Annotated in this window: 36 protein-coding genes; 1 reads left to right on the top strand and 35 read right to left on the bottom strand. The window is 39.9% G+C overall.

Annotated features, from left to right (window positions below; translation table 11 throughout):
• The first annotated feature begins 4 nt into the window (after positions 1-4).
• Complete coding sequence (locus HMPREF9186_RS09750; protein ID WP_009732499.1) at positions 5-391, top strand: bleomycin resistance protein; 387 nt, start codon at positions 5-7, stop codon at positions 389-391.
• 191 nt (positions 392-582) lie between these two features.
• On the opposite strand, the gene HMPREF9186_RS09745 is transcribed toward HMPREF9186_RS09750, so the two are convergent.
• From HMPREF9186_RS09745 to HMPREF9186_RS09580, 35 genes are all read right to left on the bottom strand, one after another.
• Positions 583-2,550 carry a peptide ABC transporter substrate-binding protein gene (locus HMPREF9186_RS09745; protein ID WP_009732498.1) on the bottom strand — a complete coding sequence of 656 codons (1,968 nt, stop codon included), beginning with the start codon at positions 2,548-2,550 and terminating at the stop codon, positions 583-585.
• 264 nt (positions 2,551-2,814) lie between these two features.
• Positions 2,815-3,438: an endonuclease III gene (gene nth, locus HMPREF9186_RS09740; RefSeq protein WP_009732497.1), complete on the bottom strand. Its 624-nt coding sequence runs from the start codon at positions 3,436-3,438 to the stop codon at positions 2,815-2,817.
• A gap of 105 nt (positions 3,439-3,543) precedes the next feature.
• Positions 3,544-3,852 carry a hypothetical protein gene (locus HMPREF9186_RS09735; RefSeq protein WP_009732496.1) on the bottom strand — a complete coding sequence of 103 codons (309 nt, stop codon included), beginning with the start codon at positions 3,850-3,852 and terminating at the stop codon, positions 3,544-3,546.
• Positions 3,853-3,873: 21 nt separating this feature from the next.
• Positions 3,874-4,566, bottom strand: a complete 693-nt coding sequence (locus HMPREF9186_RS09730) for a 5'-methylthioadenosine/adenosylhomocysteine nucleosidase (protein WP_009732495.1) — start codon at positions 4,564-4,566, stop codon at positions 3,874-3,876.
• A gap of 24 nt (positions 4,567-4,590) precedes the next feature.
• On the bottom strand, positions 4,591-4,926 hold the full coding sequence (gene macP / locus HMPREF9186_RS09725; RefSeq protein ID WP_009732494.1) for a cell wall synthase accessory phosphoprotein MacP: 336 nt from the start codon (positions 4,924-4,926) through the stop codon (positions 4,591-4,593).
• An 11-nt stretch (positions 4,927-4,937) separates the two neighbouring features.
• The gene (locus HMPREF9186_RS09720) at positions 4,938-5,483 is read right to left on the bottom strand and encodes an NUDIX hydrolase (protein ID WP_009732493.1); all 546 of its coding nucleotides are present in this window, start codon (positions 5,481-5,483) and stop codon (positions 4,938-4,940) included.
• 9 nt (positions 5,484-5,492) lie between these two features.
• Positions 5,493-6,872: a bifunctional UDP-N-acetylglucosamine diphosphorylase/glucosamine-1-phosphate N-acetyltransferase GlmU gene (glmU, locus tag HMPREF9186_RS09715; RefSeq protein WP_009732492.1), complete on the bottom strand. Its 1,380-nt coding sequence runs from the start codon at positions 6,870-6,872 to the stop codon at positions 5,493-5,495.
• 104 nt (positions 6,873-6,976) lie between these two features.
• Complete coding sequence (locus tag HMPREF9186_RS09710) at positions 6,977-7,417, bottom strand: ASCH domain-containing protein (protein WP_009732491.1); 441 nt, start codon at positions 7,415-7,417, stop codon at positions 6,977-6,979.
• A complete protein-coding gene (locus HMPREF9186_RS09705; protein WP_009732490.1) occupies positions 7,414-7,911 on the bottom strand; it encodes an NUDIX hydrolase in 498 nt (165 codons plus the stop codon). Before HMPREF9186_RS09705 ends, HMPREF9186_RS09710 begins: the two co-directional genes overlap by 4 nt.
• A 40-nt stretch (positions 7,912-7,951) precedes the next feature.
• Positions 7,952-8,557 (bottom strand): DUF6707 family protein, encoded by a 606-nt coding sequence (locus HMPREF9186_RS09700; RefSeq protein ID WP_009732489.1) that lies wholly within the window; start codon positions 8,555-8,557, stop codon positions 7,952-7,954.
• 59 nt (positions 8,558-8,616) lie between these two features.
• Positions 8,617-9,168 (bottom strand): hypothetical protein, encoded by a 552-nt coding sequence (locus HMPREF9186_RS09695; protein WP_009732488.1) that lies wholly within the window; start codon positions 9,166-9,168, stop codon positions 8,617-8,619.
• A 23-nt stretch (positions 9,169-9,191) separates the two neighbouring features.
• The gene (locus HMPREF9186_RS09690; protein ID WP_009732487.1) at positions 9,192-9,779 is read right to left on the bottom strand and encodes an SMI1/KNR4 family protein; all 588 of its coding nucleotides are present in this window, start codon (positions 9,777-9,779) and stop codon (positions 9,192-9,194) included.
• Between the two features lie 64 nt (positions 9,780-9,843).
• Complete coding sequence (locus HMPREF9186_RS09685; RefSeq protein ID WP_009732486.1) at positions 9,844-10,203, bottom strand: hypothetical protein; 360 nt, start codon at positions 10,201-10,203, stop codon at positions 9,844-9,846.
• A 102-nt stretch (positions 10,204-10,305) separates the two neighbouring features.
• A complete protein-coding gene (locus tag HMPREF9186_RS09680; protein ID WP_009732485.1) occupies positions 10,306-11,235 on the bottom strand; it encodes a hypothetical protein in 930 nt (309 codons plus the stop codon).
• 88 nt (positions 11,236-11,323) lie between these two features.
• Positions 11,324-11,491 (bottom strand): NTF2 fold immunity protein, encoded by a 168-nt coding sequence (locus tag HMPREF9186_RS11710; protein WP_269596424.1) that lies wholly within the window; start codon positions 11,489-11,491, stop codon positions 11,324-11,326.
• Entirely contained in the window at positions 11,425-11,670 is a 246-nt protein-coding gene (locus HMPREF9186_RS09675) for an NTF2 fold immunity protein (RefSeq protein WP_269596422.1), read from the bottom strand. The genes HMPREF9186_RS11710 and HMPREF9186_RS09675 overlap by 67 nt, the downstream gene beginning before the upstream one ends.
• A gap of 134 nt (positions 11,671-11,804) precedes the next feature.
• Positions 11,805-12,545: a hypothetical protein gene (locus HMPREF9186_RS09670; protein WP_009732483.1), complete on the bottom strand. Its 741-nt coding sequence runs from the start codon at positions 12,543-12,545 to the stop codon at positions 11,805-11,807.
• A 161-nt stretch (positions 12,546-12,706) separates the two neighbouring features.
• Positions 12,707-13,396: an SMI1/KNR4 family protein gene (locus tag HMPREF9186_RS09665; protein WP_232198446.1), complete on the bottom strand. Its 690-nt coding sequence runs from the start codon at positions 13,394-13,396 to the stop codon at positions 12,707-12,709.
• 33 nt (positions 13,397-13,429) lie between these two features.
• Positions 13,430-13,993 (bottom strand): hypothetical protein, encoded by a 564-nt coding sequence (locus tag HMPREF9186_RS09660; protein WP_009732481.1) that lies wholly within the window; start codon positions 13,991-13,993, stop codon positions 13,430-13,432.
• A gap of 54 nt (positions 13,994-14,047) precedes the next feature.
• Positions 14,048-14,332 (bottom strand): hypothetical protein, encoded by a 285-nt coding sequence (locus tag HMPREF9186_RS09655; RefSeq protein WP_009732480.1) that lies wholly within the window; start codon positions 14,330-14,332, stop codon positions 14,048-14,050.
• 551 nt (positions 14,333-14,883) lie between these two features.
• Complete coding sequence (locus HMPREF9186_RS09645; RefSeq protein ID WP_232198445.1) at positions 14,884-15,432, bottom strand: hypothetical protein; 549 nt, start codon at positions 15,430-15,432, stop codon at positions 14,884-14,886.
• 358 nt (positions 15,433-15,790) lie between these two features.
• Positions 15,791-16,417, bottom strand: coding sequence for a hypothetical protein (locus tag HMPREF9186_RS09640; protein ID WP_009732477.1), 627 nt, complete (start codon positions 16,415-16,417; stop codon positions 15,791-15,793).
• Between the two features lie 11 nt (positions 16,418-16,428).
• Complete coding sequence (locus HMPREF9186_RS09635) at positions 16,429-16,947, bottom strand: Imm26 family immunity protein (RefSeq protein WP_232198444.1); 519 nt, start codon at positions 16,945-16,947, stop codon at positions 16,429-16,431.
• 19 nt (positions 16,948-16,966) lie between these two features.
• Complete coding sequence (locus HMPREF9186_RS09630) at positions 16,967-17,527, bottom strand: hypothetical protein (RefSeq protein ID WP_009732475.1); 561 nt, start codon at positions 17,525-17,527, stop codon at positions 16,967-16,969.
• On the bottom strand, positions 17,524-17,931 hold the full coding sequence (locus HMPREF9186_RS09625; protein ID WP_009732474.1) for a hypothetical protein: 408 nt from the start codon (positions 17,929-17,931) through the stop codon (positions 17,524-17,526). Before HMPREF9186_RS09625 ends, HMPREF9186_RS09630 begins: the two co-directional genes overlap by 4 nt.
• A 43-nt stretch (positions 17,932-17,974) precedes the next feature.
• Entirely contained in the window at positions 17,975-18,364 is a 390-nt protein-coding gene (locus HMPREF9186_RS09620) for a hypothetical protein (protein ID WP_009732473.1), read from the bottom strand.
• A gap of 52 nt (positions 18,365-18,416) precedes the next feature.
• Positions 18,417-18,755 carry a DUF7716 domain-containing protein gene (locus HMPREF9186_RS09615; protein WP_037599420.1) on the bottom strand — a complete coding sequence of 113 codons (339 nt, stop codon included), beginning with the start codon at positions 18,753-18,755 and terminating at the stop codon, positions 18,417-18,419.
• Between the two features lie 202 nt (positions 18,756-18,957).
• Entirely contained in the window at positions 18,958-20,316 is a 1,359-nt protein-coding gene (locus tag HMPREF9186_RS09610; protein ID WP_009732471.1) for a sensor histidine kinase, read from the bottom strand.
• Complete coding sequence (locus HMPREF9186_RS09605; RefSeq protein ID WP_003006182.1) at positions 20,288-20,962, bottom strand: response regulator transcription factor; 675 nt, start codon at positions 20,960-20,962, stop codon at positions 20,288-20,290. The genes HMPREF9186_RS09610 and HMPREF9186_RS09605 overlap by 29 nt, the downstream gene beginning before the upstream one ends.
• An 89-nt stretch (positions 20,963-21,051) precedes the next feature.
• On the bottom strand, positions 21,052-21,621 hold the full coding sequence (locus HMPREF9186_RS09600) for a PepSY domain-containing protein (protein WP_006596735.1): 570 nt from the start codon (positions 21,619-21,621) through the stop codon (positions 21,052-21,054).
• A gap of 177 nt (positions 21,622-21,798) precedes the next feature.
• Complete coding sequence (locus HMPREF9186_RS09595) at positions 21,799-22,131, bottom strand: hypothetical protein (RefSeq protein WP_009732470.1); 333 nt, start codon at positions 22,129-22,131, stop codon at positions 21,799-21,801.
• Positions 22,132-22,158: 27 nt separating this feature from the next.
• Positions 22,159-22,857 carry a 3-oxoacyl-ACP reductase gene (locus tag HMPREF9186_RS09590; protein WP_009732469.1) on the bottom strand — a complete coding sequence of 233 codons (699 nt, stop codon included), beginning with the start codon at positions 22,855-22,857 and terminating at the stop codon, positions 22,159-22,161.
• Positions 22,850-23,086 (bottom strand): DUF2829 domain-containing protein, encoded by a 237-nt coding sequence (locus HMPREF9186_RS09585; RefSeq protein ID WP_000141913.1) that lies wholly within the window; start codon positions 23,084-23,086, stop codon positions 22,850-22,852. Before HMPREF9186_RS09585 ends, HMPREF9186_RS09590 begins: the two co-directional genes overlap by 8 nt.
• 107 nt (positions 23,087-23,193) lie before the next feature.
• A complete protein-coding gene (locus tag HMPREF9186_RS11480) occupies positions 23,194-23,337 on the bottom strand; it encodes a hypothetical protein (RefSeq protein ID WP_156801324.1) in 144 nt (47 codons plus the stop codon).
• Between the two features lie 189 nt (positions 23,338-23,526).
• Entirely contained in the window at positions 23,527-24,495 is a 969-nt protein-coding gene (locus HMPREF9186_RS09580) for an Abi family protein (RefSeq protein WP_009732468.1), read from the bottom strand.
• Positions 24,496-24,551 lie beyond the last annotated feature (56 nt).

Raw genomic sequence — 24,551 nt, 5'->3', positions numbered from 1 at the left:
TTTTATGAACTACAATGCAGTCATTCCCGAGTTTATGGTTTCAAATATAGAACAGTCCCGTTCCTTCTACTGTGATTTGCTCGGTTTCACCATCGAATACGCGCGACCAGAAGAAAACTTTCTCTTCCTTTCTCTTGAAGATTGCCAACTCATGCTAGAGGAGGGGACAGATGAAGAATTAGCTGAACTGAGCTACCCATTTGGCCAAGGAATTAACATCTCCTTTGGTATAGAGGATGTCCCTAGGCTCTATCAGAAATTGTTAGAAGCCAACTATCCTATTCATCGCCCATTAATTAAAAGAAAATTTCGTGTTGGTGATCATTATATCTATCCTCATGAATTTGCAATTCTAGATCCAGATGGCTATTTTTTAAGATTTAGCGAATAGAATAATCATCACCCGTCTATGAGCTATACCCCAAAATCTATTTTTTGAGTCCAGTTCAATAGCGGGTGATTGATTTATCTTTCATCTTAAAGAATGAGACAAACTAACATTCGAGACCTAAAAAAACCGGAGCCCTCAGATGAAGGCTCCGACTTTTTTTTATCCTCATTGATGGAACAATGATTGTTTTTTTATTTTTTCTTCTCAATATGATCTTTGAGATCTTCTTGAGCTTTTTTATTGGATTCTGCTTTTTTCTTCAACCATTCTTCTTTGGCCTTGTTAAAGTCTTTTGCAGTGACAACATCTTTGGACATTTCAAGGTATTTGTAGAAGGTTCCTGTTCCTTTTGTACCAACCCATGAAGCAGCACGGCTGTATGGCACGGTACGTTGGAGCATTGGAGCACCACCGTTTGAAACAGTTGGAAGCGTAATAGCGCTATCTGTCAGCCAAGCTTGCGCCGCTGCATATTTTTCATAGCGTTTTGCTTGATCCAACAACTCAGCATCTGCGTCTTTCAACATGTTGGCGTATTGATCCAAACCAACTGCTGCAATCGCAGGGTTGTTTGAACCAGCATCAATACCAAGGTAGTAGAAGACAGAACCATTTACAGGGCTGATACTTTCGAGGTAAGTCGATGGGTCTTGGTAGTCAGGGGCCCAACCACCGCCTGAGATATCGTAATCTCTCGCAGCAGCTGTATCACTGAAGTAGGTAATATTTTGGAAATCGTCATCCGATACCTTTTGAAGATCTACAACGACATTATCTGCACCAAGCGCTGACTCTACAGATTGTTTGAAGGAGCTTGCTTGTTGGACCATACTATTGTCCACTTGGCTGACAATGTAGTCCAAATGAATTGGGAATTGAACCCCTTGTTTTTGCAATTCAACTTTGGCTTTCGCAAATGAAGCTTTAGCTTTTTCAGGATTGTAGAGGCTTGTTTGACCGTCGTCCAAGCTTACATCCTTCCATTGATCGCCATAAGTGACCAATTGTTTTTCAACGACTTTACCAAAATCTTCTCCATTGACTTGGACATAAGTTGGTGGCACCAAGGTACTCCGAAGGGTCTTCTCAGCCGCATCAGAACCTGAGACTTGTGCCGCATAGGATTTGCGGTCAAAGGCGAAGTTCACTGCTTGACGGAAGTCCTTGTTCAAGATTGCTTTCTTGGTAGAGGCCTTTTGCTCGTCTGTTGTTTTAGCTGAATGATCATACTTCTGACGGTCCAAGTTGAATCCTAGGTAGTAAGATGTTCCCAATTGCAACCCGTAGACAATGTTGTCGCCAAAGTTTTTCTTGACACTCTTATACGTTGAGCTATTTGGCATAACAGATGCAAAGGAATATTGACCTTTTTCAAAGTTCTTAATGATTGCATCTGGGTTTGATCCGTCATTAAAGGTCAATTTGACATTATCGATATGGACATTTTCCGCATCATAATAATCTTTGTTCTTGACCAATTCAATTTCAGATTTTGAAGTCAAAGATTTCAAGTAGAATGGACCATTGTATAAGATGCTGCTAGGTTTCAAAGAACCAAAGTCTTTTCCTTGAGATTTCAAGAAATCAGCGTTGACCGGGAAAAGAACACCCGAGGTTGTTTTTGAGTTCCAGAAGCTTTCTGGACGGACCAAAGTATATTGGATGGTGTAGTCATCTAAGGCTTTGACCCCAACTGTATTAAAGTCTTTAGTTTCCCCTTTTACATAGGCATCCAAACCTTTGATCGAATTTTGAATCAAGAAGAGACCTTCTGATTTCGATTCAACAGCATGTTTGATACCTGTCACAAAGTCTTGAGCCGTAACAGCCCCATATTCTTCTCCTTCGCTCGTATACCATTTGGCATCCTTACGAAGTTTGTAAGTATAGGTTAATCCATCTTCAGAGACAGTCCAATCTTCTGCTAGACTTGGTACAAAGTTTCCGTATCGGTCATTTTCAAGAAGACCATCGACTAGGTTACTTGTGATATCTGAAGTTGTTGTACGAGTTGCAGCGATATAATCCAAGGTATTTGGATCGGCTGAATAGACAAATGAGTAAGTTGCTTGATTGCTACTACCACCGCTACATGCTGCTAAAAGAAAGGCACCTGCAACAGAAACTCCTGCAAGAGCTAACAGTTTTTTTGCTTTCATCACTATCTCCTTATGTTAGATTTTCTATCATTATACACTATTTCTTAAAAAAAACCAAATCTATTTTAAAAAAGTTCGCTATTTCTGAATGAATATAATAAGATGTCAAGAAAAAGCATCTTGAAATCGATCTCAAAGAAGCTAGATAGTCGAGTCTAGGTGCCTACCACTACAGATTTGCAAAATTTCATCTTTCAATCCTTTTAATAAATATACGTTTACGTAAAAAAAGACCCCCGCTGGTCTGTGCGGAGGATCTCCTCTTTAATCAAAATGATAGAGCTGTGGGTACTGATCACATTCTGGATTTTTAGGATGGCAAATAGCCCGTCCAAAATAGATCATGGCCTGATGAGCTGGTAACCAGCATTCAGGAGGCAGTACGTCCATGACCCGTTTTTCCACTTCTAATGGGGTTGCGGATTTCTTGACGATGTCATGGTGCTTGCAGATGCGCTCCACATGCGTATCGACAGCAAAGGCTGGAATCCCAAATCCTACACTCATGACGACATTTGCTGTCTTACGTCCTACTCCTGCTAAGCTCTCTAATTCCTCCCGTGTCTGAGGGACTTGGCCTTCAAAGTTGTCTAGCAATTGTTGGGCACATTTTTTGAGAAATTTGGCCTTATTTCGATAGAGGCCTAATTTAGAAATATGCTTAGCGATAGCTGCTTCACTAGCTGCTGCCATGGCTTGTGGGGTTGGAAAAGCCGCAAACAAAGCTGGTGTCGCTTTATTAACAGCTGCATCAGTCGTCTGAGCAGAGAGCATGACTGCCACTAATAATTCAAAATGGTTGCGAAAATCCAGACTTGGCTTGGCATCTGGAAAAAGGGCGATAATTTCTTCAATCACATGACGTGCTCGTTTTTTTGATAAGACCATAACTTCTCCTTTACGTTACTAGAATCTATTATAGCATGAAGGACCGATAGAGGTTAAAGAAATGGCTTCACAAAAAGGACTCGTCCTTGGACAAGTCCTTTTCGATTAGTCTATAAAATGAGTATGTTTGGTAACCCATTGGGTAACCTTGATATTTAACCAGAACACATAGATTCCAAATGTAATGATGGTAAAGAACCACCATTTGATCCAATTTCCAAACAATTGCATAGCTGTTCCATCAAAGTACTGACGATGACCATCAATAACAGTATGTTTGACTTTCCATTCAATCATAATACACATTCCCCAAGGTGTACAAATACCTAAGGTCAGTACAGTAATAAGAGTTGCTAATAAAACATGGCCAATATATGAAAACAGGCCTCCATCAAAATATGATTCACGATACATTTTCAATCTCCCTATCTTTTTCTATACTAATCTCTTCAAGAAAGTAATCAAGGTTTGAGCAGAGCGCTCGCCAGCCTGAATGATAAATTCATCAAAAAAGATATTGGCTTCGTGATCGGCCGTATCACTCATAGCCCGAATAACCATGAAGGGACGGCCAGCTGCATGAGCGGCCTGAGCAATGGCTGCCCCTTCCATCTCAACTGCCAAAACTTCTGGGAAATGCTCCCGAATCCTTGCGACTTTTTCCTCACTAGCAATAAAGCTATCTCCAGTCGTAATGAGACCCACGTGCGTTGCAGTAGCTTCTTCTTCCAGTACTTTTTTCATTTCCGATACAAAATAGCGACTAGATTCAAAATAAAGCGGTTGGCTGGCCATCTGGCCATACTGGTAGCCAAAAGCAGTCACATCCACGTCGTGATAAGCCAATTTATCCGCAAGAACAATATCGCCAACAGCTATTCCTGGGGCCAGAGCACCTGCAGAACCCGTATTGATAATGGCTTCCACTTTGAAATCATTGGCTAGGACCGCTACACTCATAGCAGACATAACTTTTCCGATGCCACTTTCAACTAAAACGACTTCATGGTGACCGATTGATCCCGTATAGTATACTTTTCCAAGACGCAGATGTTTTTCCCCATTTTTAAGAGCTTCGACAAGGATCTTTAACTCCTGTGGCATGGCTGCAATAATTCCAATTTTCATATCATTTTTCTCCTTGTGACGATCTTACAGACGCCAAATAGCAATAATCAAGACAATGAGGAGCACGATGATCCAGAACAAAATCTTATTGAGTTTGGATTGGAGAACACTTTGTTTTTGTTCCTCAATTCGACGACTCTTTGTTACCGTTGGCTCCACTTGGATCTGCAAGGTATCCTGCGAATAACGCTCTTGTGGGCCTTGGCTTCGACTTTCTCTGACGGGACGTTCATAGCCAAATCCTCTGTGGTCTGTTCGAAGGATCTTCGTCTCTTCGTTATCTAGCATCTTAGGGCCCGAGATCTCCTCGCCACGCCTCGCTCGTTCAATCATTTCATCTGTTAATAAAGGTTTTCCCATTGGATCCTCCTCTATTTATTGGATAATTCCCAGTACTGAATCGCCATAATGGTCTTGGCATCACAGATTTCTCCAGCTTGGATCAAGTCTTTAGCCTCCGTCAAGGTCACTTCTAGCAGCTCTAAGGTCTCATCTTCATCTTGAGGGCGAGGATTTTCCACTTTTTTCAAATTGGTCGCAAGATAGAGTTTGATTCGCTCGTTGCAAAAACCAATGGCAGAATAAAAATCATACAACAACTCTAGATCCGCTGTGTAACCAATTTCTTCTTCCAATTCACGCAAAGCAGCTGCTTGGGGATCCGCATTTTCACCCTTTTCCAACTTGCCTGCTGGGATCTCTACAGAAGTTCTCTCGATCGCCTTGCGGTACTGCTTGACCAAAATGGTCTTGCCCTCATCTGTGATCGGTAAAACCGCTACTGCTCCATTATGAAAAATCAAATCACGCTGCGCTTGACCTTTTCCATCGGGCAGTTCCACTTGATCTGTAACTACTTGGAAAATCGGTCCTTGGTAAATCTCCTTGCGATCAATGGTTTTTTCTTCAAATTGCATGAAAATCTCCTATTTATTTTTAGGATGGTGAGGAAGGCGAGTCGCGTACTCATCCTTATTGACTTGACGGCCACGACCAATCGCAATCGCGTCAGCTGGTACATCCTTGGTAATGGTGGATCCAGCACCGACTAGGGAATTGTCGCCTAACTCAACTGGTGCAATGATGGTCGAATTTGAGCCAACAAAGACATTGTCGCCAATAAGGGTCTTGTATTTATTCTTCCCATCATAGTTGACGGTGATAGTCCCCGCACCAAAGTTAACGTTGTTGCCGACTTGGCAGTTACCAATATAGGTCAAATGACCGGCTTTGGTATTTTCGCCAATAGACGAACCTTTGACTTCGACAAAGTTTCCAATATGGACATCTTTTGACAAGCTAGAACCAGGACGAATATGTGCGTATGGCCCTACTGTCACACCATCGGCTACTGTGCTTTCTTCAATCATAGAGTTAGTAATAACGGCACCCGCACCGATTTCACTATCCACAATATAGGTTCCATTGGTTAAGACGGTTTCAGCCCCAATTTTTGTGTGCCCTTTTAGGGTAACATTGGCTTCAATTTGCACTTCTGGTGCGATCTCAACATCGATATCGATATAGGCCGCATCAGGATTAACAAGGCTCACTCCATTAACCATGTGGACTTTGTTAATGCGACGACGCATGATGCCTTCTGCTGTCGCAAGGGCTACGCGGTCGTTAACCCCAAGACTTTCATCAAAGTCTTTGAGCGTATAAGCTCCGACTTTTTCACCAGCTTCACGGAAAATCCCAATCACATCTGTGATATAGTATTCACCTTGGGCATTGTTGGTGTTGATATTCTTCAAAGCTTCAAAGAGGCGGGCATTGTCAAAGACATAAGTTCCCGTATTGATTTCTTTGATTTGCTTTTCAAAATCTGTCGCATCTTTTTGCTCGACGATGCGAAGCACTTCCGCATTGTCATTACGGACAATCCGGCCATAACCAAATGGATTCGCTGCTTCGGCTGTTAAAATCGTTGCCACATTTTTGTGGTTGATATGAAAATCGATCAAGTGTTTGAGGCTTTCACCCGTAATCAAAGGTGTATCTCCTGCAATGACGAGGGTGTGACCTTCAAGACCTTCCAAAACTGGCTCCGCCATCATAACCGCATGACCAGTTCCCAATTGTTCGGTTTGTTTGACAAACTCTGTTTGTCCCGCTAAGACTTGCTCCACCAATTCCGCCTTGTGGCCGACCACTGTAACTGTTTTTTCAGGCTCAATCGCTCCTACACTACGGTAAACATGTTCCAACATAGAGATCCCAGCAACCTTGTGAAGAACCTTGGGCAAATCTGACTTCATGCGAGTTCCCTTACCCGCTGCTAAAATAATGGCATAATTTGGCATATACATTCTCTTTTCTGTACAATATCGCTTACATTATACCATTTTTTAACCCTTTTGGAAAATAAGATCCAGATCAAAAAACTCTCCTAAAAGGAGAGCGTGTTCTATAACGGATAAACCTTGCGAAATTCTTCTAAAACAACCTTGCTGTCAGGTGTAAACGTCAGACCTGCTTCCTCCAGCCACTCCGTGAAAAACTCCTCATGAACCTGACGCCAATAGGCCAGAGATTTGTCTCCTTCACCTTCCTTGAAGGCATGGTCAACAGACACTTGATGGAAGGGCTGAACAGAAACCTTGGTAATTTCGACAATGCAAACAGCCTGATTTTGACTGTCTAAAATGACATCAAAGGTCCCTTCTTGTGGAAGGGGTTCATCTTCTACTGTATAGAGGTCGTAGGCTGAGGCTGTTGCCGTTTTTTCGCCTCTTAGAACCAAGTCAGCTAAGAGATCGGCTTCTACTCCAAAAGCCCAAGCATCGATTTCATCTCCGATAGAGGGGTTGATTTGTTTGTAGATATTCCACATTTCTTGCGGTGTCATTTGTTTAGCTTCCTTTCTTTTACCTTCCAATTCTTATAGCTTGTCAATTCTAATTCTGGAAATCCTAATAACTCTGCCTTCACCTTTAATACTAAAGGCGAGGCATTTTCTTCGGTAATCTGCTCAATAGGGACCCAAACTGCATTGGCTGAATCATTAGTCCCATCAAGAACTTCATGAGGAAGGGATTTTTGAGAGTTTTCGAAATCGAGTACGATATCATAAAAGGCCATGATATGATGCACAGCGAAGTCTTGGTCCTCTTCTTGAACCAGCACATCATACATCCTAGGATTTGAATAACGGCTAAGCGTATAGCCTGTCTCTTCCAGAACTTCTCTCTTGAGGGTTTCTGTCAGCCCCTCACCTGGTTCTTGACTACCACCCGGTAAATCAAAACGATGCTGATAAGGTCCTCTCGTTTTCTCAATGCAAAGCAATTTTCCGTCTTGAAGACAGATTCCATATACACCAAAGTGATTTTTGATTTCCATATTCTACTCTTTTCTAAAAGTCCAAGATTGTCAGCTCACCTTATCCCTTAAAAGGAAAAAGGCTATAGATTTCATGCTCCTTAATATACTTCTTCAGTATCTCTATATTCTCTTCGATTTTTGCCTGAATATCTGTCTCTTCACACGTTGACTCAGTAATAAAGAGGTAAATTTTCAGTAGATCTGTTAAGTATAGCAGACGGCGTTCCATTTCTGATTCGGAACTTGAAGCTTGGTCGATTTTTACAAGCTTTTGCTCCAAGCTATCTCCATTCAAAAATCTCTGATGAACTCTCCTTCTTATGTTTTGAGTGGATTCCTCCCCTTGTTCTAACGGAGACAAAAGGAGTTTTTTATAGACGAGCACCTGATTTTCTGCCTCTCTTTCCAGATAGGCCAATAAAACCAGAGAGCTAGCAACAAAGGTCCAAATGTTATAATTCCCTTCAAATGGAACTTGTATGATCCTATCTAATAATTTTTTAGTCATTTCCTCTTGACCATCCAGATAAAGTAAATAGGCCAGATGATTCAGCGATTCGAGATAGCTAGCTTTGGTTTTCTTATTCTTTTTGGGAACCTGGTTTAAATACGAGACGAACTCAGCATCATTTTCAATCTCTTTGATTAGTTCTTTCACATTCATTTCTTTTCTCCTATCCAATTCACTTTTTGTTACTGAGAAAGGCTTTTCTCAGGTCAATCTTACCGAAGTAGATATTCTTTCGCTGTCGCTTGGACGTTTGGGGAAAGGTAGCGCTCTATCAAGTCACCTGTCCCTACAATATATTCCTCCTGTGGGACATCTTCTCTTTGTTTCCAAAAATTTGAAAAAGCGAAATAGAACTCCAAAAACTCCGTCAAACTTTCGCTGAGTTTGTAGAAATTAGGATCTCCAGGACTGCCCGCGTAAACTGGAGAACTGTCATCTTTCATATCACAGAAAAGAATATCATCTGTATCTGTAGTAGCGAATATCTGGTATTGCCCTTCACTAAACTGAAGAATATCTTGTAAGGCCCAACATTCGACTGTCCTTGCAGGAGAATCTAATGCCAACAAAATGATATTAAAAGTTTGATTAGCAAAAAATAAATCCTCATTGAACACTATATGTTGATAATAATTAAGTAATTCTCCTGTCAAATCTGAGGACTGGATCCTTAATTTTTCGTTTGAAAAACTCACTGGTTGGGGAATAAACGTTGTTTCCTCATAGAGTCTAATGATCTTTTTTAATACAGTCACTACTGCCATTATTCTCTCCTTGGTCATTCCTCTTATATCTCCTTTAAGAATTCAAGCCATATCTTCAGATCTGGATTTATGTCATGCGCTATCTCAGCATGCTTCCTATAATCCATATCCAAGTAGCCTTGTTCATTCCGGAAAATAATGCCTTGTTCATAACATGCTTTAAGGGTTGCAAGCATAGATTTCAATGACCAGTATTCGACCTGGGCCTCTTCTTCAAATACATAAAAACCAAGGATTTGCCCCTGACCTTCTGAAGTTAGGTTCATGGCATAAAAATCTCCCCCTCCGCTGGCAAAAATTGGGAACCAAGATTTGTCCCAACCATTCCTTGCTCTTAGTTCCAAGTAGGTCTGGATACTCTCTTCCAGAGACATCAAATAGAAACCAGGAAAAAATGCCAGCTCACCGAGTGTGATTCCCTCACTATCTTCTGAACCGTTTCTCCAAGTATAAAGAGCACGCAAGTCCTGAGTTGGCTGCAATGGGATTTTCTCAAACAATTCTTGAATCTGTTGAGAAGATATTCCCGGATTTAGATGGACTAAACAAGAATGATCTAGCTGTTGGAGACTTTTTTCAATCTCATTTAATAATTGGGTGATCGTTTCCATTTGTTCTCCTTGCCTTGTAAATCATTAGAGACGAGTTCCTTCGTCCCTAGAAAAGAGCTTGCGATTATTCAATCCCATCTTCTTTATTGTACTCTATCATGCATTTGACTGCATATTCTACCCATTCCCAAAAATCATTAAACTCTTTTCGTTGCTCCCAGCCTTCTGTAGCAAAATCATGAATGAGTTGGACCTTATTGCCCTTTCCTATTTCAAAACAAGCTGTATCATCACAATCACCTCTTTTAGCAAATGGAATTAACTTTCGGGTTGGGTACCTTTCCTGCAATCCCTCATACAAAGACAGGGCCCATTCTGAATCCAACAGATACCAACAATCAAAATCAACTAAATTAAGTTCGATCAATTTTTTAAATGATTCAGGATACTGAAATAGCCCTTCATCCAGTAAATAGTTTTTCATTTCTTATTTCCTTTTTTGTTACTATTGAAATATCACTCCCTCAAGAGGATGTTTCTTATACATTGATACTACTATAAATCGATTGCTCATCATTTCACACTGCTACTCTATGATTGTGCCAAGTATCATCTTATTTTGCTCGGATATCTGAAAGTCATCCAAGAAATAGGGTAAAAAGTCATCAAGCAAGGGATGGCTAATCCCGTCGATTGGGAATTCTCTTTTCTGACGTTCTTTTAGTAAAACTAAGATTTCAATTGGGAAATACTGCCATAGTAAGGTATTGAAGTCTACTAAATGACTGTCTTTGACGTTCGCTAAATGATAATCACACATGGATAAAATTGTTTCTCTAAAAATAGCCACATCCTCTGAAAAAATAGTTTCCATAACCTGTTTATAGGCATCATTCACATTATGATAAGGGTTCGAGTCCAAGGGTTTATATTTAGCATCACAGGCATTTTCGAGCAAGCTAGCTAACCGGTCTCCCTGTCCATTTCCATAAAGAAAAACGACTAAAGGCAATAAACTCTTGGCTGAAAAGAAAATAACTTTTTTCCCTTTTTCAGCTTGAGCCTCTTTAAAATAGGCTAATTTATCAATTAAAAATTCTACATAAGTATCATCTAAATAGGCAAGGGCAAATAAGATATTCAAACAAATATCTGTATCAAAGTTTGAGCCACCTTTCTCTAAATATTTAGCAGAGGTCATGTCTGCCATTACAGAACAAAAACAGCCGTTTAGCAAAGATTGATAGGTTTCAGATGTCTTGTTTTCGATGAACTCAGAAACCAAAGTATATGGTTGAATAGCATGAACCATCCGTACATGTTTATAGGAGTAGGTTTCTGTTTTCCCGTTTTCCTCCCAATTGATCTCAAGGCTTTTTTTGCCTGCTTTTAATGCTTCTAAAATTGCTTTAGTAGTAAAAAGCTGTGCTTTTTCAAGATCAAAATCTCTCGCCTTTAGTACTTGATTTTTAATGGTTGTTAATTTCCTTTTTTGATTTGAAAGTGTTTTATTCATATTGACCTCTAAAATTTCATTTCTTACACTTAACTACCACTGTTTTTTGAAGTACATCTCTTCCTGCATTCCTATACTATCCAGTATTTCACAAGGAAGAATTGATCCAATTCCCATCATCGAGCCATTCTTTCTTATCAATCCACCATTTCCCCTTTTGAAACACCATTTGAAAACGATAGAGGGTTTCTATACCAGAACGATTCTCCTTGATGTAGAAATAAGCTTGATTCCCGTCATGCTCTTCATCAACGATAGGATGCGTCTCAAATTTGTATTCAAATGGAAAGCGGACTGATAAGGACTCTTCCCTTGCTCTGAGTGTTTTTTAGATGTACAAAACTGATCAAAAATCGTAGCTAATTCATCCTTCAACATCTCTTTATCAGCTTTGTTTCTTAGGCTCCTAGTGGCCTTTTTCTCCCAAGAATACATAGCCTGCATAAACTGGAGTAAGGTTTCTTTTGCTAGATTCGTATGGCTCATATTTCCTCCTACTTAAACAACGGGACTAAAGGTTCGTTTATTATGAAGACATCGGTCATAAAAAGCTGTATTAAAGGCATTTTTTACTCCTCACGCATGCAAACATGTGGTAACTCTCTTCTAAGAAGTTCCCTTTGCTTTTGATTTGTTCTTCCCGTTGTTAAAAATCGGAGATGTTTCAGACTCTTCAGGTAGCTAACTGTTGATGCGTAATTAAAAATAGACGTGTCAACAAAATCTAAAAAACGAAGCTCACTAGATGGCTGGATAAAATCCAATTCTGGTAAATTTTTATTTGCTGTAAATGAAAGATAGAGCAACTGATTTAAATCCCTTATAAAATCAAAGTCCGGCAACTTTACACCATAATCAACGTGCAGATAACGCATGCCTTTATGAAAAGAAATGTTCTCTATCGTTTCCAAATTTGTCATAGAAGAAATCCCTAGAGCTTTCACACAATCATTTTGGGGTAAGATGATCTTTCTTACTCTTCTAGCCCCAACTAATAAAATTTTTTCTACTTGTTCGTATGTTGAAAAGTCTAGCACATCAGATTTACTTCCCATCAAGTAAATCACTCTCGTATTGCTAGGTAACGAAAGCTGATTAAAATCCACATCCTTCAGCATCTCCTCTGGCTTTTCGACAATGTACTTTTGTCTTAATAAGCGATTGATATTGATGAATTCTTTATAAGTCAATGTTTCATCCAATAATGGTGCAATCTCTTCGATAGAATGCAGAGGCTCCATTGCCATTAGATTCTCTCTTTCGGAAAATCCTTTTTTAATGATCTCTAAATATTTATCTAAACTGGTCATCATTCACCTCTTTTTATGAATATCATGCTTCGTTTTCTTTGTTCAACCTATCTATTTTTACAATGACACTTTTACAAGAAGAATAAGCCATTGCTTGTCTCAAAAACTAAAATCATGAATCTCAAGAGTATTCTTTTCTATATAAACTTTATCCTGCTTTCTCAATCTCGATCAAAGATAACCTTGACTCTAGCTCTACCCAAAGCGTCTAGATATTGCTCCAGTTTCGTAATCGACTCCTCTGAATCAGATAATTGAACAAGCAAATCCCCATTGATAGTCATGACATCCTTTGTCGGTAAAAGCATGAGATTCTCAACGCTTGGATCATTCACAATCATTAAGGAAGGGGAATAAATACAGCTTGTGGAGAGGTCTAGATTTCCAAATCGCTCCCTAGCAGACACAAAAATAGATTCCATCCCACCTTGGGCTTTCAGAACAAATTCCCTCTCGAAAAATGCTTCAAAACTGTCGTAAATCTCGATGACATCCATAGTAATCCCATCTAAATAATAAACTTGATGACTTTGAATGTTCCCATCCTTAAATCTATAAGCGAATTGATCTCCAATAGCAGACATACCAAAAAAATAGTAGTCTGATGCATAATCTCTCCAGACATCTTTCCATAGCTCATCCGAATTCCAAGAGTCCAGCGTGATGGCTTGAGTAGAATCCGTCCCAAACAAACGATAATAGCCACCATAAAATTCCAAGCCGTTGGTTATGGAGAGCAAATCCAGGTGAGCTTGCGGAAACTGTCTGGCTTTGAGTTTTTCTAGTTCAAGAGCTGAGGCCCCACCTTCTTGTATGACCATATCCTCACAACATTTTAAAAAATTCTTCATTTCCATTTGCTTCTCATCTCTCTCTATTTGGCTTTAACCCAGCATAAATTCAATAAAGTCTTTTCGATAGTCTTCAGGAAGTTGCTCCTCGATAATATCCATAATTCCCTCCAAGAATCCCTCTTTGTAGTCCAATAAATCCTCATCAATGTAGATGTCATTCTCAAACTTGGTGATTTCTAGCTTTTTCATCTGACTATAGGTAGACAAGAAAGTAGATAAAGAGGGGCTTAAGCTATAGAGCTTAGAATTTCCAGGAATCTTGCCAAATACAGGACTAAGCTCGCTAGTTAGATCACAAAAGATTGGCTCATCGCCCATCATGTGAGCAAAAACCATATAACTCTCTTTCCAGCTAGGATCCTGCCATCCTTCTGATGCAGCTTCACATAGAGGGAGAGGAATTAGAGCAAGATCATAGGGAGCTCCTCTAAAATAAGCTTCCTCATCAAAGTCTAAATGCTGGTAGAACTCTTTCAATTGACCAGACAAATCTGGCTTTTCGACATGGAGACAGTCACTAGTAAATACAAGCTCTCCTAAGCCCTTGTTTCTATGATAGACTTCTACGAATTCCTTCAACAAATTAAGCATCATTATTGGATTCCTCTCACATTTTTTGGATTATATTTGGCTATTTTCAACTGACAATTACGCATCATTCTGACCGCTAGCGACAGCCTGAGTCCAAATTCGTTCAAATTCCTCTTGACTAATCTTGATGGAGTCTGATAGATCCAACTCATCTTTTCGACCATCATAGAGTAGAAACCCTACTTCTGGAACATAATCCTGTAGGCAAGAGGAAGCATAAGAGTGCCCATTCAAAACGTTAATTTGTCGACTTGCACGCTGACCAGTAAACTCTGTATAAATAACTCCTAGGCCTGTCATAAACTCACTATTGCCATAATAATAATATTCTTTTTCACACATTAGAACCACCTTTACCATTTGTCTCTACAAGAATGGCATTCTTTCCTCTTTGCCTCTTTCATCGACTAATTCTATGTTCATTTTCAATTTATAGAATCTACGGGTTCTTAGCCTTATTCTCCAAGACTCTCACTTCTACTTTATCCTCCGCTAAATGGAGATCCAGTACTTTTTCCTGGTCTTGAAAGAAAAGTGTCAGGTCTCTGGTAGAAAATTCAGTAGAATAAGAGGACAAAAAATTATCCAAAGACTCCATTTGAAACAAGACGTAAACTGGTGAAAACTCCCAAAAAACTAGGATAAACTGCCTTCTATTTCCAACTAGACTTTGAATTGATCTACTTAGATCTTTAGTAGTAAGATTGGCAGAAAACTCATAAAGGCAAGGAATCGGAGAATCGATAGGATTCAACTCCCCAGCATACCAAGCAATTTCTCTCGGTTTAGTGGTCAGAAAATAGACATCCTTTATCCCCTTCAAATTCTTGATTCGTCTTTCAACTTTTAATAAGGATAATTTCTTTTTTAAGTCACTCATTGTTCTTGCTCCATCATTTTAAAACAGAAATTCTGCTCACAACCTCATTCTGTTTATCCAACAGATAAAGGAAGTCCCCTTTTGTTTCCAGTTTACCAAGCTTAGCCCCATAGTCCATCTCGTGAGCAGGGCAGGATTGAATCAACTGACGGATGCTCTTGTCCTTGTGCTCTATCTTCCAAAACAAATCCACTTTATCAAGCTGATGCTCCACTTGAATGGAATAGATCGTGGATTGGATCTTCTTCCTTTTCCACTCCCAGCTATTTTCATAATCGTTTTTCTCTATTTCATTGACTACATCCTCTATCAAGGAGCAGGGAATGGAGAGCTCCTTAAACACGCGCTTTAATCCTTTTAACAAGGCCTCTAAGAGCAGCTTTTTCTGTTCCAATGGACTCAAGGTTTTATAGCTAGAAAAATCAAATAAGACCTGAACAGTATAGACACCAAGTAGGTTCATGATAGCTGGATTGCTAATCGTATCTACACATTCTACGATGATTTTCCAACAATCCTTGGTCACAACTGGTTTGAAGAGGCGCTCTACCATAGAGGTCATACATTTGGATTCATATACGAACGCTCTTCGGAGGTCTTTCCAATTCTGTCGATAGTCCTTAATTCTAGCTTCCTCGTAAGTTAGCGCAGCTGAGTACATTAGCTCCTCAATCCTCTGTTGATTTTCCACATAGGGCTTATCTAATTCAAAATACTGTAACTTCATATTCGTGGTCTCGTAGTTTTTTTCTTGTAGAAAGGTTTAGCCTTAGGTCAAGGTCTAATGTTTGTGATTTTCCTTCACTTTTTTCTTCCAATTCTTTGAGAAGCAACTGAATCCCCTTGGAATAAAAGTCTTGTTTTTAAGAGTTATTGCTTCGCTCTTTAAGGAGATGGCGACTTCTCTCTTTAAGTAGGTCTTAGAATAGCCTAATCCTCCTGCCGTCCTTTCCTTTTGTAACGTCATTGATTAAGTCCTTGACGATAGATATATCGAACTGACGAGAAAAGTCAACAATTTTCTGGCGATTCTCTTCAGGATATAAATAAGATGCAGCTAAGATAAATAAAAATGGATTTGTGACTTTGCCAATATGCTCAAGATATTTAGGCTGAGTTACATAAAACATAATTTTGTTAAAATCATCATCTTTAAGTACTATCTTTTTCATATAAATAGCAGCACAAGCACCTGCAACTTGCGAGAAGTTATTAGATTCTAAGGACTCATAAACAAAAGACAAGTTCTCTGTTTCTAAATTTTCTAGATAAGCAATCGCTACTGCTAGAGAGCGATAGGTTACAGGGGTTGGAATATCTCTCAGCAGCAATGACTTGAGATAGGGGACTTCTTCTGTGCAATCCGTTGCGGCTATGGCGTAGAGTAAGTACATTTGTGATTCCCATGATTTAGGTTTTTCCATCTCGCCTTCCAAGGCTTGATGCAGAAATGGTCCATATCCTTTTAGTTTACCCTTTAAAATTTTTTTCGCAGCTTTTTTTACCAAGGGCGTACGTCCTGAAGTTAACTCATCTACATAGTCCATCTAAAACTCCTTTATTTCATTTGCTTGTCCAGTTCTTCTTCCAATATTCTGTTATAAACTATACTTCCGACACAGGCTTCCCAGTCTAGGTCCTCAACTTCTTCCCTAGAAAAAATCTTAGGTTCTGTCCTACCATCTAGCCAGACCTTCCCAAAGTGAAGACCATTTGGGTCTCCCCACTTAAAGGCTAAATCCTTAAAAGGGCTTGGATCAAAATCCACTTGGTGACCAATTATCTGCCAAGACCATACTGGACTTCGATCAAACAAGGTGTAGGAGTCTACAATGATGGGCTTACCTATAAATTGAGCACGACTTAGCTCCTCAACTGTTATAGTAAGTCTTGCTTGAAAGATATCGAAAAATTGGATGACATGACCAACATTCACTTTTCCAAGGATTTGACCAAATACAAACATTTCCTCCGAAAATTGATAGCAAAAAATATCACCAATTTTAATAAATCGAAGTTTTGTTCTTTGCTTTTCATTCCACTCACGAATCTTTATCTGGGGCAATTTTTTCTCCATAATTAATTTAATTCTATTCCTACTGCTCTTTATTTAAGATATGAAAGAGATCATCTCTTAGAACGATTCCATCGTCTTCTATCAAATAGGCCATGTGCTCCCAGAAAGGCAATTCTTGTTCAAGGGGCTTTTCCAAGGCAAGTACTTGGTTCTTCAAATTTGCTGCAATCTCTTCGACTTCATCTTGCTCAATCTCATAAAACTTTGCTTTCAAAAGAAAGATGCCTGATAGAAAAAGTGAATAAGAGGAAACAAAAGCTTGCAAGGAAGAGTTGACATAAATCCTCGCTTCTTGAAAAACTTCCCTTCCTTCTTGATTGCAAAGTAAAAAGATTTGCTCCTCTTCTCCAATCACAAATAATCCTAAAAAACACTGGCCAACAAGCCTATAACTCTCCTGATTTTTCCTTAGTTCGACTAGTTCGTCACCTGCTTTAACAAAAGAAAATCCCATTTTAGAATAATCCTCTAAATATGCCAAAAGGTTGAAACGGACCTCATCCAGACTAAATGGTTTCTCCTTTGTAGGCACCACACAAAAACCAAGCTCCTTCACTAATTCATCAATAGTAACTGTCATTTTTCTATCCGATCTCCTAGGTTATTTTCACCCAATTTTTTTAACTTCCAAAGTTTGATAGCCGCATCTTTTCTGAGTCCCATAAAGAGGCTTGCTAAGGTTACTGCTTCCTCTTTTTTATAGACTTGAGAACTAATACTGGCCCATCCATCTTGCAGGCATTCAATTTTTAAATAGAAATCTCGCTCTTGTCCAAGTTTCCCTGTTACATCGTCTATCTCATAAGAAGCGGACAGCAAAGACACTGAGATAAAGTCCCCCGGTCTTCGATACATTCGCATGACGGATTCTTTCTGATTAACAGAGTGGATATCCTCTTTTGTTTCAGCTCTATCACGATCTGATAAAATCACCCACTCCCTATCATCCTCTGATGAATAAAAACGCCACTCTTTCTCTACCATATCCTGCTCCATCTTCTAGTGCTTCTCATATCATCGAATACACCTAGTAATAAGCGACTTCCCCTAAACCATATTCTAAAATTTCAAAACTATCGAGGGAGAATTTAAGTCCTCTACCATGCTCCGAGTCCTCTTTCAGTCCAAATTCCAAGCCGAAAATTAGGTCTACATCCCTTTGTTCAGACAAGATAAAAATTGAAAGGAGTCTAGCATGTGCTAGTCCTGTAAATTCCTCCTGAATTTTTTCCAAAGCTTTTGGATACCATACTGATGATTGATCCAGTAGATTATCGAGTTTTGCTTTATAGGACGGAGTCAACTCCTCATTGATAACTTCTAAAGAATCACTTAAAGCAAGGCAGACCTTTTCTCTTTCCTCTGGAATTGCTACATACATCTCGTTATGAACATCAAATTTATATTCTCTCATCATTTTCTCTCCTTATGCTATCAGTCATCAGATACCATTTCTCTAATCAACCTAGCTAATCATTAAAGGGCATAAAGTTATCGTGCTGCTGATAATATTTCAAAGCCTCGACCAAGTCTTGGTGACTAGCATCTGGCTTTTCTTCAAGCGCTACGGTGAGGACATCAATCAACTGTTCTCCATAGTAGACTAGCTGAAGATCTTGCTCCGCAACATCTGTCGGGTAGACATCACGGTCATCTACGACATCTGGATAATCCGATATCCAATAGAGCCTATCTAGTGCTAGTTCTCCATACTCCTTACCATAGAGGCAAAAATCATCTGAAGAAGACTCGTCCACACGCATCTGCTCGATGATCTGCTCTAGTGAAAGTTCTTGGTGTTTCCGCATCTCTTCTCCTTTTTGAGTCTCTCTTTCCATAGTTTGACCTCCATATTACAGGTCCCTTTTAGGCTATCATACCATAAGATTCCCTTTCCATAAAGCTAAAACAGAAAATGAGCCTAGCGGTTTTACTAGACTCATTTTATCCTTATTATTTCACTTTATTATTTTCCCTTTTCAACCCATACTGATCGCTCAATCAACCGTCTTAGACAGAAGTCTTGTCCTGGATCTGTGGGAAAGTCACACGAAAGAGACTTCCTTTTCCTTCTTCAGAGATGATTTTCACCTCTGCTCGATGGAGGTCTGCAATGTCCTTAATAAAGGACAACCCAAGTCCGATACCACTATTGAGGCCCTTGTTCCGAGAATCCTCCACCTGATAGAAGCGATCCCAAATCTTGCTCAAATGGTCTGGCGCTATCCCAATACCATCATCCGCTATCTTGAGAACAGCACCAGCTGGACTAGCCACCAAGTGGATGGCAACCTTGGTCTTGGTAAATTTCACTGCATTGCTCAATAGATTATCCAGCATCCGAGTGACCAAAACAGCATCCCCCTGAATCCAGAGGTCCGGCTGAATGCTCACTTCAAAGGCTATGGGGCTTTCGCCCCACTTTCTTTCCTGTCCCTGACAATAATCTGACACCAGGGTTGATAGACAAACGGGTTTTAAATCCGACCACTGCAGGTGTTGGGTCTTGGATATTTCCAAGATCTGCTCGGTCATCGATTTCATTAATTTAGCCTGCCGATGAATGACCGTCAAAGATTCCTTGGTCTCCTCTAGGTTATCTGCATATTTGGAGCCAAACTCACTCTCCGAAACGATGACTGACAGAGGGGTCCGCAACTCATGGGATACATTTTGGTTGAATTGCTTTTCTTTCTCAAAAGTCGACTGAACAGAAGAAATCAAATTATTAAAGACCTTGGTAAGACGAGACGTTTCTACATAATCCTTCTGATGCTCGGTCGACACGCGCTTGCCGTAATCTCCGCTCTCTGTAATTTCCTCTGCCATTTGGGTCACATCTCTGATCGGCAGGAAGGCCTTACGGAGGATCCGACGTCCCCCCCAGGCCATGCCAAGGATGGACAGAGGAGCTAGAATGGCTAAGGACAGCAAGAAGAGAGTCATTTCTTTTCCTAGGCCTGAAGCTAGACGCACACCCCGGACCCACTTTCCCTCGCTCTCATTATAGACATCGAGATAATAATAGGACGCTTGAGAAGTGCTGTAGGTCGATAAGGTCCCTGATGACAGGCTCGCATTGGCATCAAAGCCACTCGGTAGAGCCCCCTGCTCCAATTCCCTATTTTGATTATAGAGCGCAAAATAATTCCCATCATCAAAAGACTCAAACTCTTCCAAATCAGCAGCCATCTCCATGGTCTCCCGCTCTAGCTCTCCACGAGCGCTATAACTCGACCAGGTCCCGGAAATGATAAAGGAAGCTCCAAACATGAGGACAAAGAGGAAGGAAACAAAGAGCGTGTACCAGAGCGTCACTTTGGAGACAATTGAGGGAGACTTAGAGTCCTTCTTCATTTTTGAAAACATAGCCCATCCCCCTTTTTGTCTGAATAATCGATGGATTACCTAATTTTTTGCGGATATTCTTGACTAAAACATCGATGATATTGGACTCCCCAACATAGTCAAAATCCCAAATATGCTCGCGAATCTGTTCCCGACTTAAAACGACATTGGGATGGCGAACCAAGCACTCTAGTAACTCATACTCCTTGGAAGTCAGGTCAACCAAAACACCCTTGTGTTGGATGGTCTTTTTTGCCAGGTCTAAGGAATAGTCACCAAATTGGACCAGGTTGGTCAAGTTTTCTCGATTATTTCGTCTCAGCATGACGCGAATCCGAGCCAGTAATTCATCAAATTCAAAGGGTTTGACCAAGTAGTCGTCTGCACCAGCATCCAGTCCTGTTACCTTGTCTTCTAGGCTATCTTTAGCCGTTAGCATCAGAACTGGGGTCTTAATCTGATGATTTCTCAAGTAGCTCAATACCCCCAAACCATCTAGCTGCGGCATCATAATATCTGAAATAATCACGTCATACTGGGACACACGAATGTAGTCCAAGGCCTCCTGACCATCATAGGCCGCATCAACACTATACTGCTGGGTTTTCAGTAATTTAACGATGCTACGATTCAAATCTACTTCGTCTTCAATCACTAATACTTTCATAGCCACTTACTCCAAATTTCTTCCCTTATTATACCATGCTTCCATAAAAAATCTCGGCTAGGAAAAGCCTAGTCGAGATCTTACTCTAGTTAATCGTGATCCAGCTCCACATCTTCTTCCAATACGGTACCTGTATTGGCATCTAACTCTAACTCAATTTTTTGATTGCCTTCTCGCAAGCTAACGCTATAGACAAGTTTACCATCTTCTACATCTAACTCTACTTTTTCGATACTAGCATTCGAGTATTTTGATTTCAGCTGGCTCTCTACCTTAGCCAAGTCCAACTGAACACTTGCTCCGATTAATTGCTGATCTTCACGATCCTGACTCAGATCCTTAGTTTTTGACTTCAAGATAGCACCAGACTGGCCATCGATCTTATATTCTTTTTCATTTTTTCCATCCAAGATGGTCACTTCATACACTGCTTTTCCATGTTTTTCTTCTTGCTCGTAGCCAATCACTTTTCCACCCTTAGCTTCTTTCAGAGCTTTTTCTTGAGCTTGTGCAAGGGTGACAGATGCAGTCACTGTTGAAGAAGTAGTCTTTTTACTTGTTCCAGTATCGGCAAAGGCTACTACAGAGCCTAGAGCGGCAGTTGATAGAGAGAAGATTGCGAGACTTGCAACGGCTTTTTGTTTAATTGATTTTTTCATGTTAGTTACCAACTTTCTTTTTTTCTTATCAAGTTCTTCTTGATGATTCTATTTTATCTAAGAAAGATGAATCCAAAATGAATGAGAAAAGATTTTTTAAAAAATTTTTTAAAAAAGACTGAGTAAATCGACGAGCTTTTTGCAGCTATCTTTCTCAGTCCCCTTTCTATTTCTATCTTACTCCTCCTGCAAGATCTGATTAATAAAGTCTGCAATTGATTCAGCTACCTTTTGCATTTCGAGAGAACCTAGCGCACCTAGATCATTTTCATAAATGCTATCGTCCCCATTCTTTTTGAGGAAATAGGCCATATCCCCATCTTGACCGATCATAAAGAAATCTGGTTCATCCTCATCAATCTGGTAGGTTTGATTGCGTTCGGTAAGATCTTCTTTAGCATAGAGACAAATACCCGTCTCACCAATGTCATAACCTGGCTGATCCCCTAAGTCATCAAGAAATACCTGATATCCTTTCGGTAAGGAAAAACCAAAATCATATTCGTGCATGCATTAACCTCCTGCTTTCTCAGTTCTCTACTTCAAACTCCAGCCACCATCAATGGTCAGGATTTGCCCCTGCATGGCAGAGGCCTTCCCACTGGCCAAAAAGAGACTGACTTCTGCCACTTCTTCTGGCTCTATCCAGCGTTTAATAGGGGTCTCGCTAGCCACCCAGTCTGCTAGACCGCCTGGTTCAAAGTCCGCTGCAGTCATGCCTGTTTTGACGGCTCCAGGAGCAATGCCAAAGACTTGAATGCCAGATTCTGCATAATCCAGAGCCAGCTGTTTGGTAAAGCCTGCTAGAGCATGCTTGGAGGAAGTATAAGCGTGACCGCCACCTCCTGCTAGGCTAGAAGCAATGGAGCACATATTGATGATGATCCCTTGCTTCTTCTCCAACATTTGAGTCAGATAATGCCGTGTTAGCTCTACCGGAGTCACATAGTTGATCTCAAAGATCTCCTGAATCTCCTGAGCGCTTTGCTCAAGAAGTGGTTTGTAGTCATCCAATACCCCAGCCGTATTGCACAAGACGTCGACCTCAGGACACCAGTCAAAAATCGGCGTCAAATCTAGGGTCAAGTCCCGCTGCAAGAAGTGAAACTCACCTGGCAACTGGGGATCAGCTCCCTGGTCCACCCCATAGACCTGGTAGCCCTTTTCTAGAAAGAGACGGGCTTGAGCCAGACCAATTCCGGAACTCACGCCCGTAATCAAGACCCCTTTAGTCATGAACTTCCACCCAATCTGTCGCTAAGACATCACAAGGGGTTGGACTCCACATGGAAAAGCCTTCGCCTTCACCAGACACGTTAATGAGGAAATAAGGTGTCACTTCCAGAGCCACTCCATTTTGCTCGATGGTATCAAACAATTGGACATAGTTTTCTGCTCCACCCCATCCTGTTCGTACATATTTTTTCTTGGCCTTTAAGCCTGGTAAAATCTCTTCAAATGTCATGGTGTTCTCCTTTGATTTTTTTCTATTTTTATATAATCGTAGTATATTAACTATTTTGATTTCTATACTAATCACACTTATCCCTGCACGGTTCTTTGGAATGTCAATCATTTTTTATAAACAACAATTATTTTATTCATACTGATAGTATTAAAAGTCTTGGACTTCACATTTAATTTGCACTCATCTAGCCCTATACTAGAACGGTTTACCGTACTACTATCTCTTTTTATTACTTCTGTAATTTTCATGATATCACTTCCTAAAAACATCAGCAGGGAAGCTATTATTAAAAGCGTTTTAGATCGTGATTCATATCATATTATGAGTTTCGAGATTTCCTTATTTTCGTTTTTCAGTTGGAAGTTAAATTTTACTAGAATAGAACACAAGGTTAATATGGGACTTATAGAGGTGTTATATTTGGTTAAATAATAATTCTAATCAAAATACTTAGCTATTTTGTCCTTTATATACTCTAATGGCATACCTGATTCTATCGTAAACATAACATCATCATCAGGGAATTTCTTAAGATGCTCTTTGAGAGAATAGAATAAAGCAAATTCGGCATGAAATGATGCATCTTCATTTTTAAACCATGTAAGAGAGTTGAAAAGGGTGTATAAATCGTTTTTTCCTGCGCCTTTTCTATAGCCAGCTTCAGATATCCCCATACGTTTGTGGAAAAATTCTCTATAGCTGATATAATATTTTTCAGAATGATAATTAAACAGTCTACCGCTATGGGCTGCACGGTTTCTAAATGCCAAAACTAGGTATAGAATTTCTGAAAAGGTTGCTTTTACTTCCTCGGTTATAAATTCTTTAGGAATTGTTAGGCAGGTTGCAATGACTTGCTCTTTTTGAGCAGGTTTTAGTAGCTTACACATGGTTACTAGGTTTCCTAGAGTAGTACCTTTTAAAAGAATCCAAGGCGGAATGTGTCCGTGAGTTTCTCTGTAGTGTTTATAAGGTTCAGAGTTATCATCGTAAATTTTATTTAATTTATGAATAAGCTGATCAATCTCATAACCTCTTTTATTCTTCTTACCTTGATTATAATTTTTTCTATCCAGGTAATTCTCTTTTTCAACTCCGATATCTTTTGCGACAACGTAACCGATTGCTGTCCGTAGTGACAATTCAATCTCCATAGTCGCTTCTATAATTCCTTTTCGGATATCCTTATCAAGTTCGTAGAGGGCGAGCATATGTTCAAACGTTTCACCATCTTTATAGATTTCCTCCTCAGAGTCTAACTCAATAGTGAAATACTTATATCCGTTGACTATTTCATAGTATCCATAATTGGTTAGAGATTGTCTTGCTAAACTTTCATTTATAAATGTTAGATTTCTGGATTTTAGCAGCTCTATCTGTTCATCAATATTTGTAAAAGGTTTCATTGATTGTACCTCATAATAATGCACAAAAGGAGCTTCGTTAGAAGCCCCTTTCGGTA

This window comes from Streptococcus sp. F0442 (assembly GCF_000314795.2).
GTDB lineage: Bacteria > Bacillota > Bacilli > Lactobacillales > Streptococcaceae > Streptococcus.
Note: the sequence above shows the minus strand (reverse complement) of the source record. Positions and strands in the feature narration are given on the sequence as shown.

Coding starts and splice junctions, on each gene's coding strand:
- HMPREF9186_RS09750 (WP_009732499.1), top strand. CDS start 5: ATGAACTACAATGCAGTCATTCCCGAGTTTATGGTTTCAAATATAGAA.
- HMPREF9186_RS09745 (WP_009732498.1), bottom strand. CDS start 2,550: ATGAAAGCAAAAAAACTGTTAGCTCTTGCAGGAGTTTCTGTTGCAGGT.
- nth (WP_009732497.1), bottom strand. CDS start 3,438: ATGGTCTTATCAAAAAAACGAGCACGTCATGTGATTGAAGAAATTATC.
- HMPREF9186_RS09735 (WP_009732496.1), bottom strand. CDS start 3,852: ATGTATCGTGAATCATATTTTGATGGAGGCCTGTTTTCATATATTGGC.
- HMPREF9186_RS09730 (WP_009732495.1), bottom strand. CDS start 4,566: ATGAAAATTGGAATTATTGCAGCCATGCCACAGGAGTTAAAGATCCTT.
- macP (WP_009732494.1), bottom strand. CDS start 4,926: ATGGGAAAACCTTTATTAACAGATGAAATGATTGAACGAGCGAGGCGT.
- HMPREF9186_RS09720 (WP_009732493.1), bottom strand. CDS start 5,483: ATGCAATTTGAAGAAAAAACCATTGATCGCAAGGAGATTTACCAAGGA.
- glmU (WP_009732492.1), bottom strand. CDS start 6,872: ATGCCAAATTATGCCATTATTTTAGCAGCGGGTAAGGGAACTCGCATG.
- HMPREF9186_RS09710 (WP_009732491.1), bottom strand. CDS start 7,417: ATGACACCGCAAGAAATGTGGAATATCTACAAACAAATCAACCCCTCT.
- HMPREF9186_RS09705 (WP_009732490.1), bottom strand. CDS start 7,911: ATGGAAATCAAAAATCACTTTGGTGTATATGGAATCTGTCTTCAAGAC.
- HMPREF9186_RS09700 (WP_009732489.1), bottom strand. CDS start 8,557: ATGAATGTGAAAGAACTAATCAAAGAGATTGAAAATGATGCTGAGTTC.
- HMPREF9186_RS09695 (WP_009732488.1), bottom strand. CDS start 9,168: ATGGCAGTAGTGACTGTATTAAAAAAGATCATTAGACTCTATGAGGAA.
- HMPREF9186_RS09690 (WP_009732487.1), bottom strand. CDS start 9,779: ATGGAAACGATCACCCAATTATTAAATGAGATTGAAAAAAGTCTCCAA.
- HMPREF9186_RS09685 (WP_009732486.1), bottom strand. CDS start 10,203: ATGAAAAACTATTTACTGGATGAAGGGCTATTTCAGTATCCTGAATCA.
- HMPREF9186_RS09680 (WP_009732485.1), bottom strand. CDS start 11,235: ATGAATAAAACACTTTCAAATCAAAAAAGGAAATTAACAACCATTAAA.
- HMPREF9186_RS09675 (WP_269596422.1), bottom strand. CDS start 11,670: ATGTATTCTTGGGAGAAAAAGGCCACTAGGAGCCTAAGAAACAAAGCT.
- HMPREF9186_RS09670 (WP_009732483.1), bottom strand. CDS start 12,545: ATGACCAGTTTAGATAAATATTTAGAGATCATTAAAAAAGGATTTTCC.
- HMPREF9186_RS09665 (WP_232198446.1), bottom strand. CDS start 13,396: ATGAAGAATTTTTTAAAATGTTGTGAGGATATGGTCATACAAGAAGGT.
- HMPREF9186_RS09660 (WP_009732481.1), bottom strand. CDS start 13,993: ATGATGCTTAATTTGTTGAAGGAATTCGTAGAAGTCTATCATAGAAAC.
- HMPREF9186_RS09655 (WP_009732480.1), bottom strand. CDS start 14,332: ATGTGTGAAAAAGAATATTATTATTATGGCAATAGTGAGTTTATGACA.
- HMPREF9186_RS09645 (WP_232198445.1), bottom strand. CDS start 15,432: ATGACCTCTATGGTAGAGCGCCTCTTCAAACCAGTTGTGACCAAGGAT.
- HMPREF9186_RS09640 (WP_009732477.1), bottom strand. CDS start 16,417: ATGGACTATGTAGATGAGTTAACTTCAGGACGTACGCCCTTGGTAAAA.
- HMPREF9186_RS09635 (WP_232198444.1), bottom strand. CDS start 16,947: ATGGAGAAAAAATTGCCCCAGATAAAGATTCGTGAGTGGAATGAAAAG.
- HMPREF9186_RS09630 (WP_009732475.1), bottom strand. CDS start 17,527: ATGACAGTTACTATTGATGAATTAGTGAAGGAGCTTGGTTTTTGTGTG.
- HMPREF9186_RS09625 (WP_009732474.1), bottom strand. CDS start 17,931: ATGGTAGAGAAAGAGTGGCGTTTTTATTCATCAGAGGATGATAGGGAG.
- HMPREF9186_RS09620 (WP_009732473.1), bottom strand. CDS start 18,364: ATGATGAGAGAATATAAATTTGATGTTCATAACGAGATGTATGTAGCA.
- HMPREF9186_RS09615 (WP_037599420.1), bottom strand. CDS start 18,755: ATGCGGAAACACCAAGAACTTTCACTAGAGCAGATCATCGAGCAGATG.
- HMPREF9186_RS09610 (WP_009732471.1), bottom strand. CDS start 20,316: ATGTTTTCAAAAATGAAGAAGGACTCTAAGTCTCCCTCAATTGTCTCC.
- HMPREF9186_RS09605 (WP_003006182.1), bottom strand. CDS start 20,962: ATGAAAGTATTAGTGATTGAAGACGAAGTAGATTTGAATCGTAGCATC.
- HMPREF9186_RS09600 (WP_006596735.1), bottom strand. CDS start 21,621: ATGAAAAAATCAATTAAACAAAAAGCCGTTGCAAGTCTCGCAATCTTC.
- HMPREF9186_RS09595 (WP_009732470.1), bottom strand. CDS start 22,131: ATGCACGAATATGATTTTGGTTTTTCCTTACCGAAAGGATATCAGGTA.
- HMPREF9186_RS09590 (WP_009732469.1), bottom strand. CDS start 22,857: ATGACTAAAGGGGTCTTGATTACGGGCGTGAGTTCCGGAATTGGTCTG.
- HMPREF9186_RS09585 (WP_000141913.1), bottom strand. CDS start 23,086: ATGACATTTGAAGAGATTTTACCAGGCTTAAAGGCCAAGAAAAAATAT.
- HMPREF9186_RS11480 (WP_156801324.1), bottom strand. CDS start 23,337: ATGAAAATTACAGAAGTAATAAAAAGAGATAGTAGTACGGTAAACCGT.
- HMPREF9186_RS09580 (WP_009732468.1), bottom strand. CDS start 24,495: ATGAAACCTTTTACAAATATTGATGAACAGATAGAGCTGCTAAAATCC.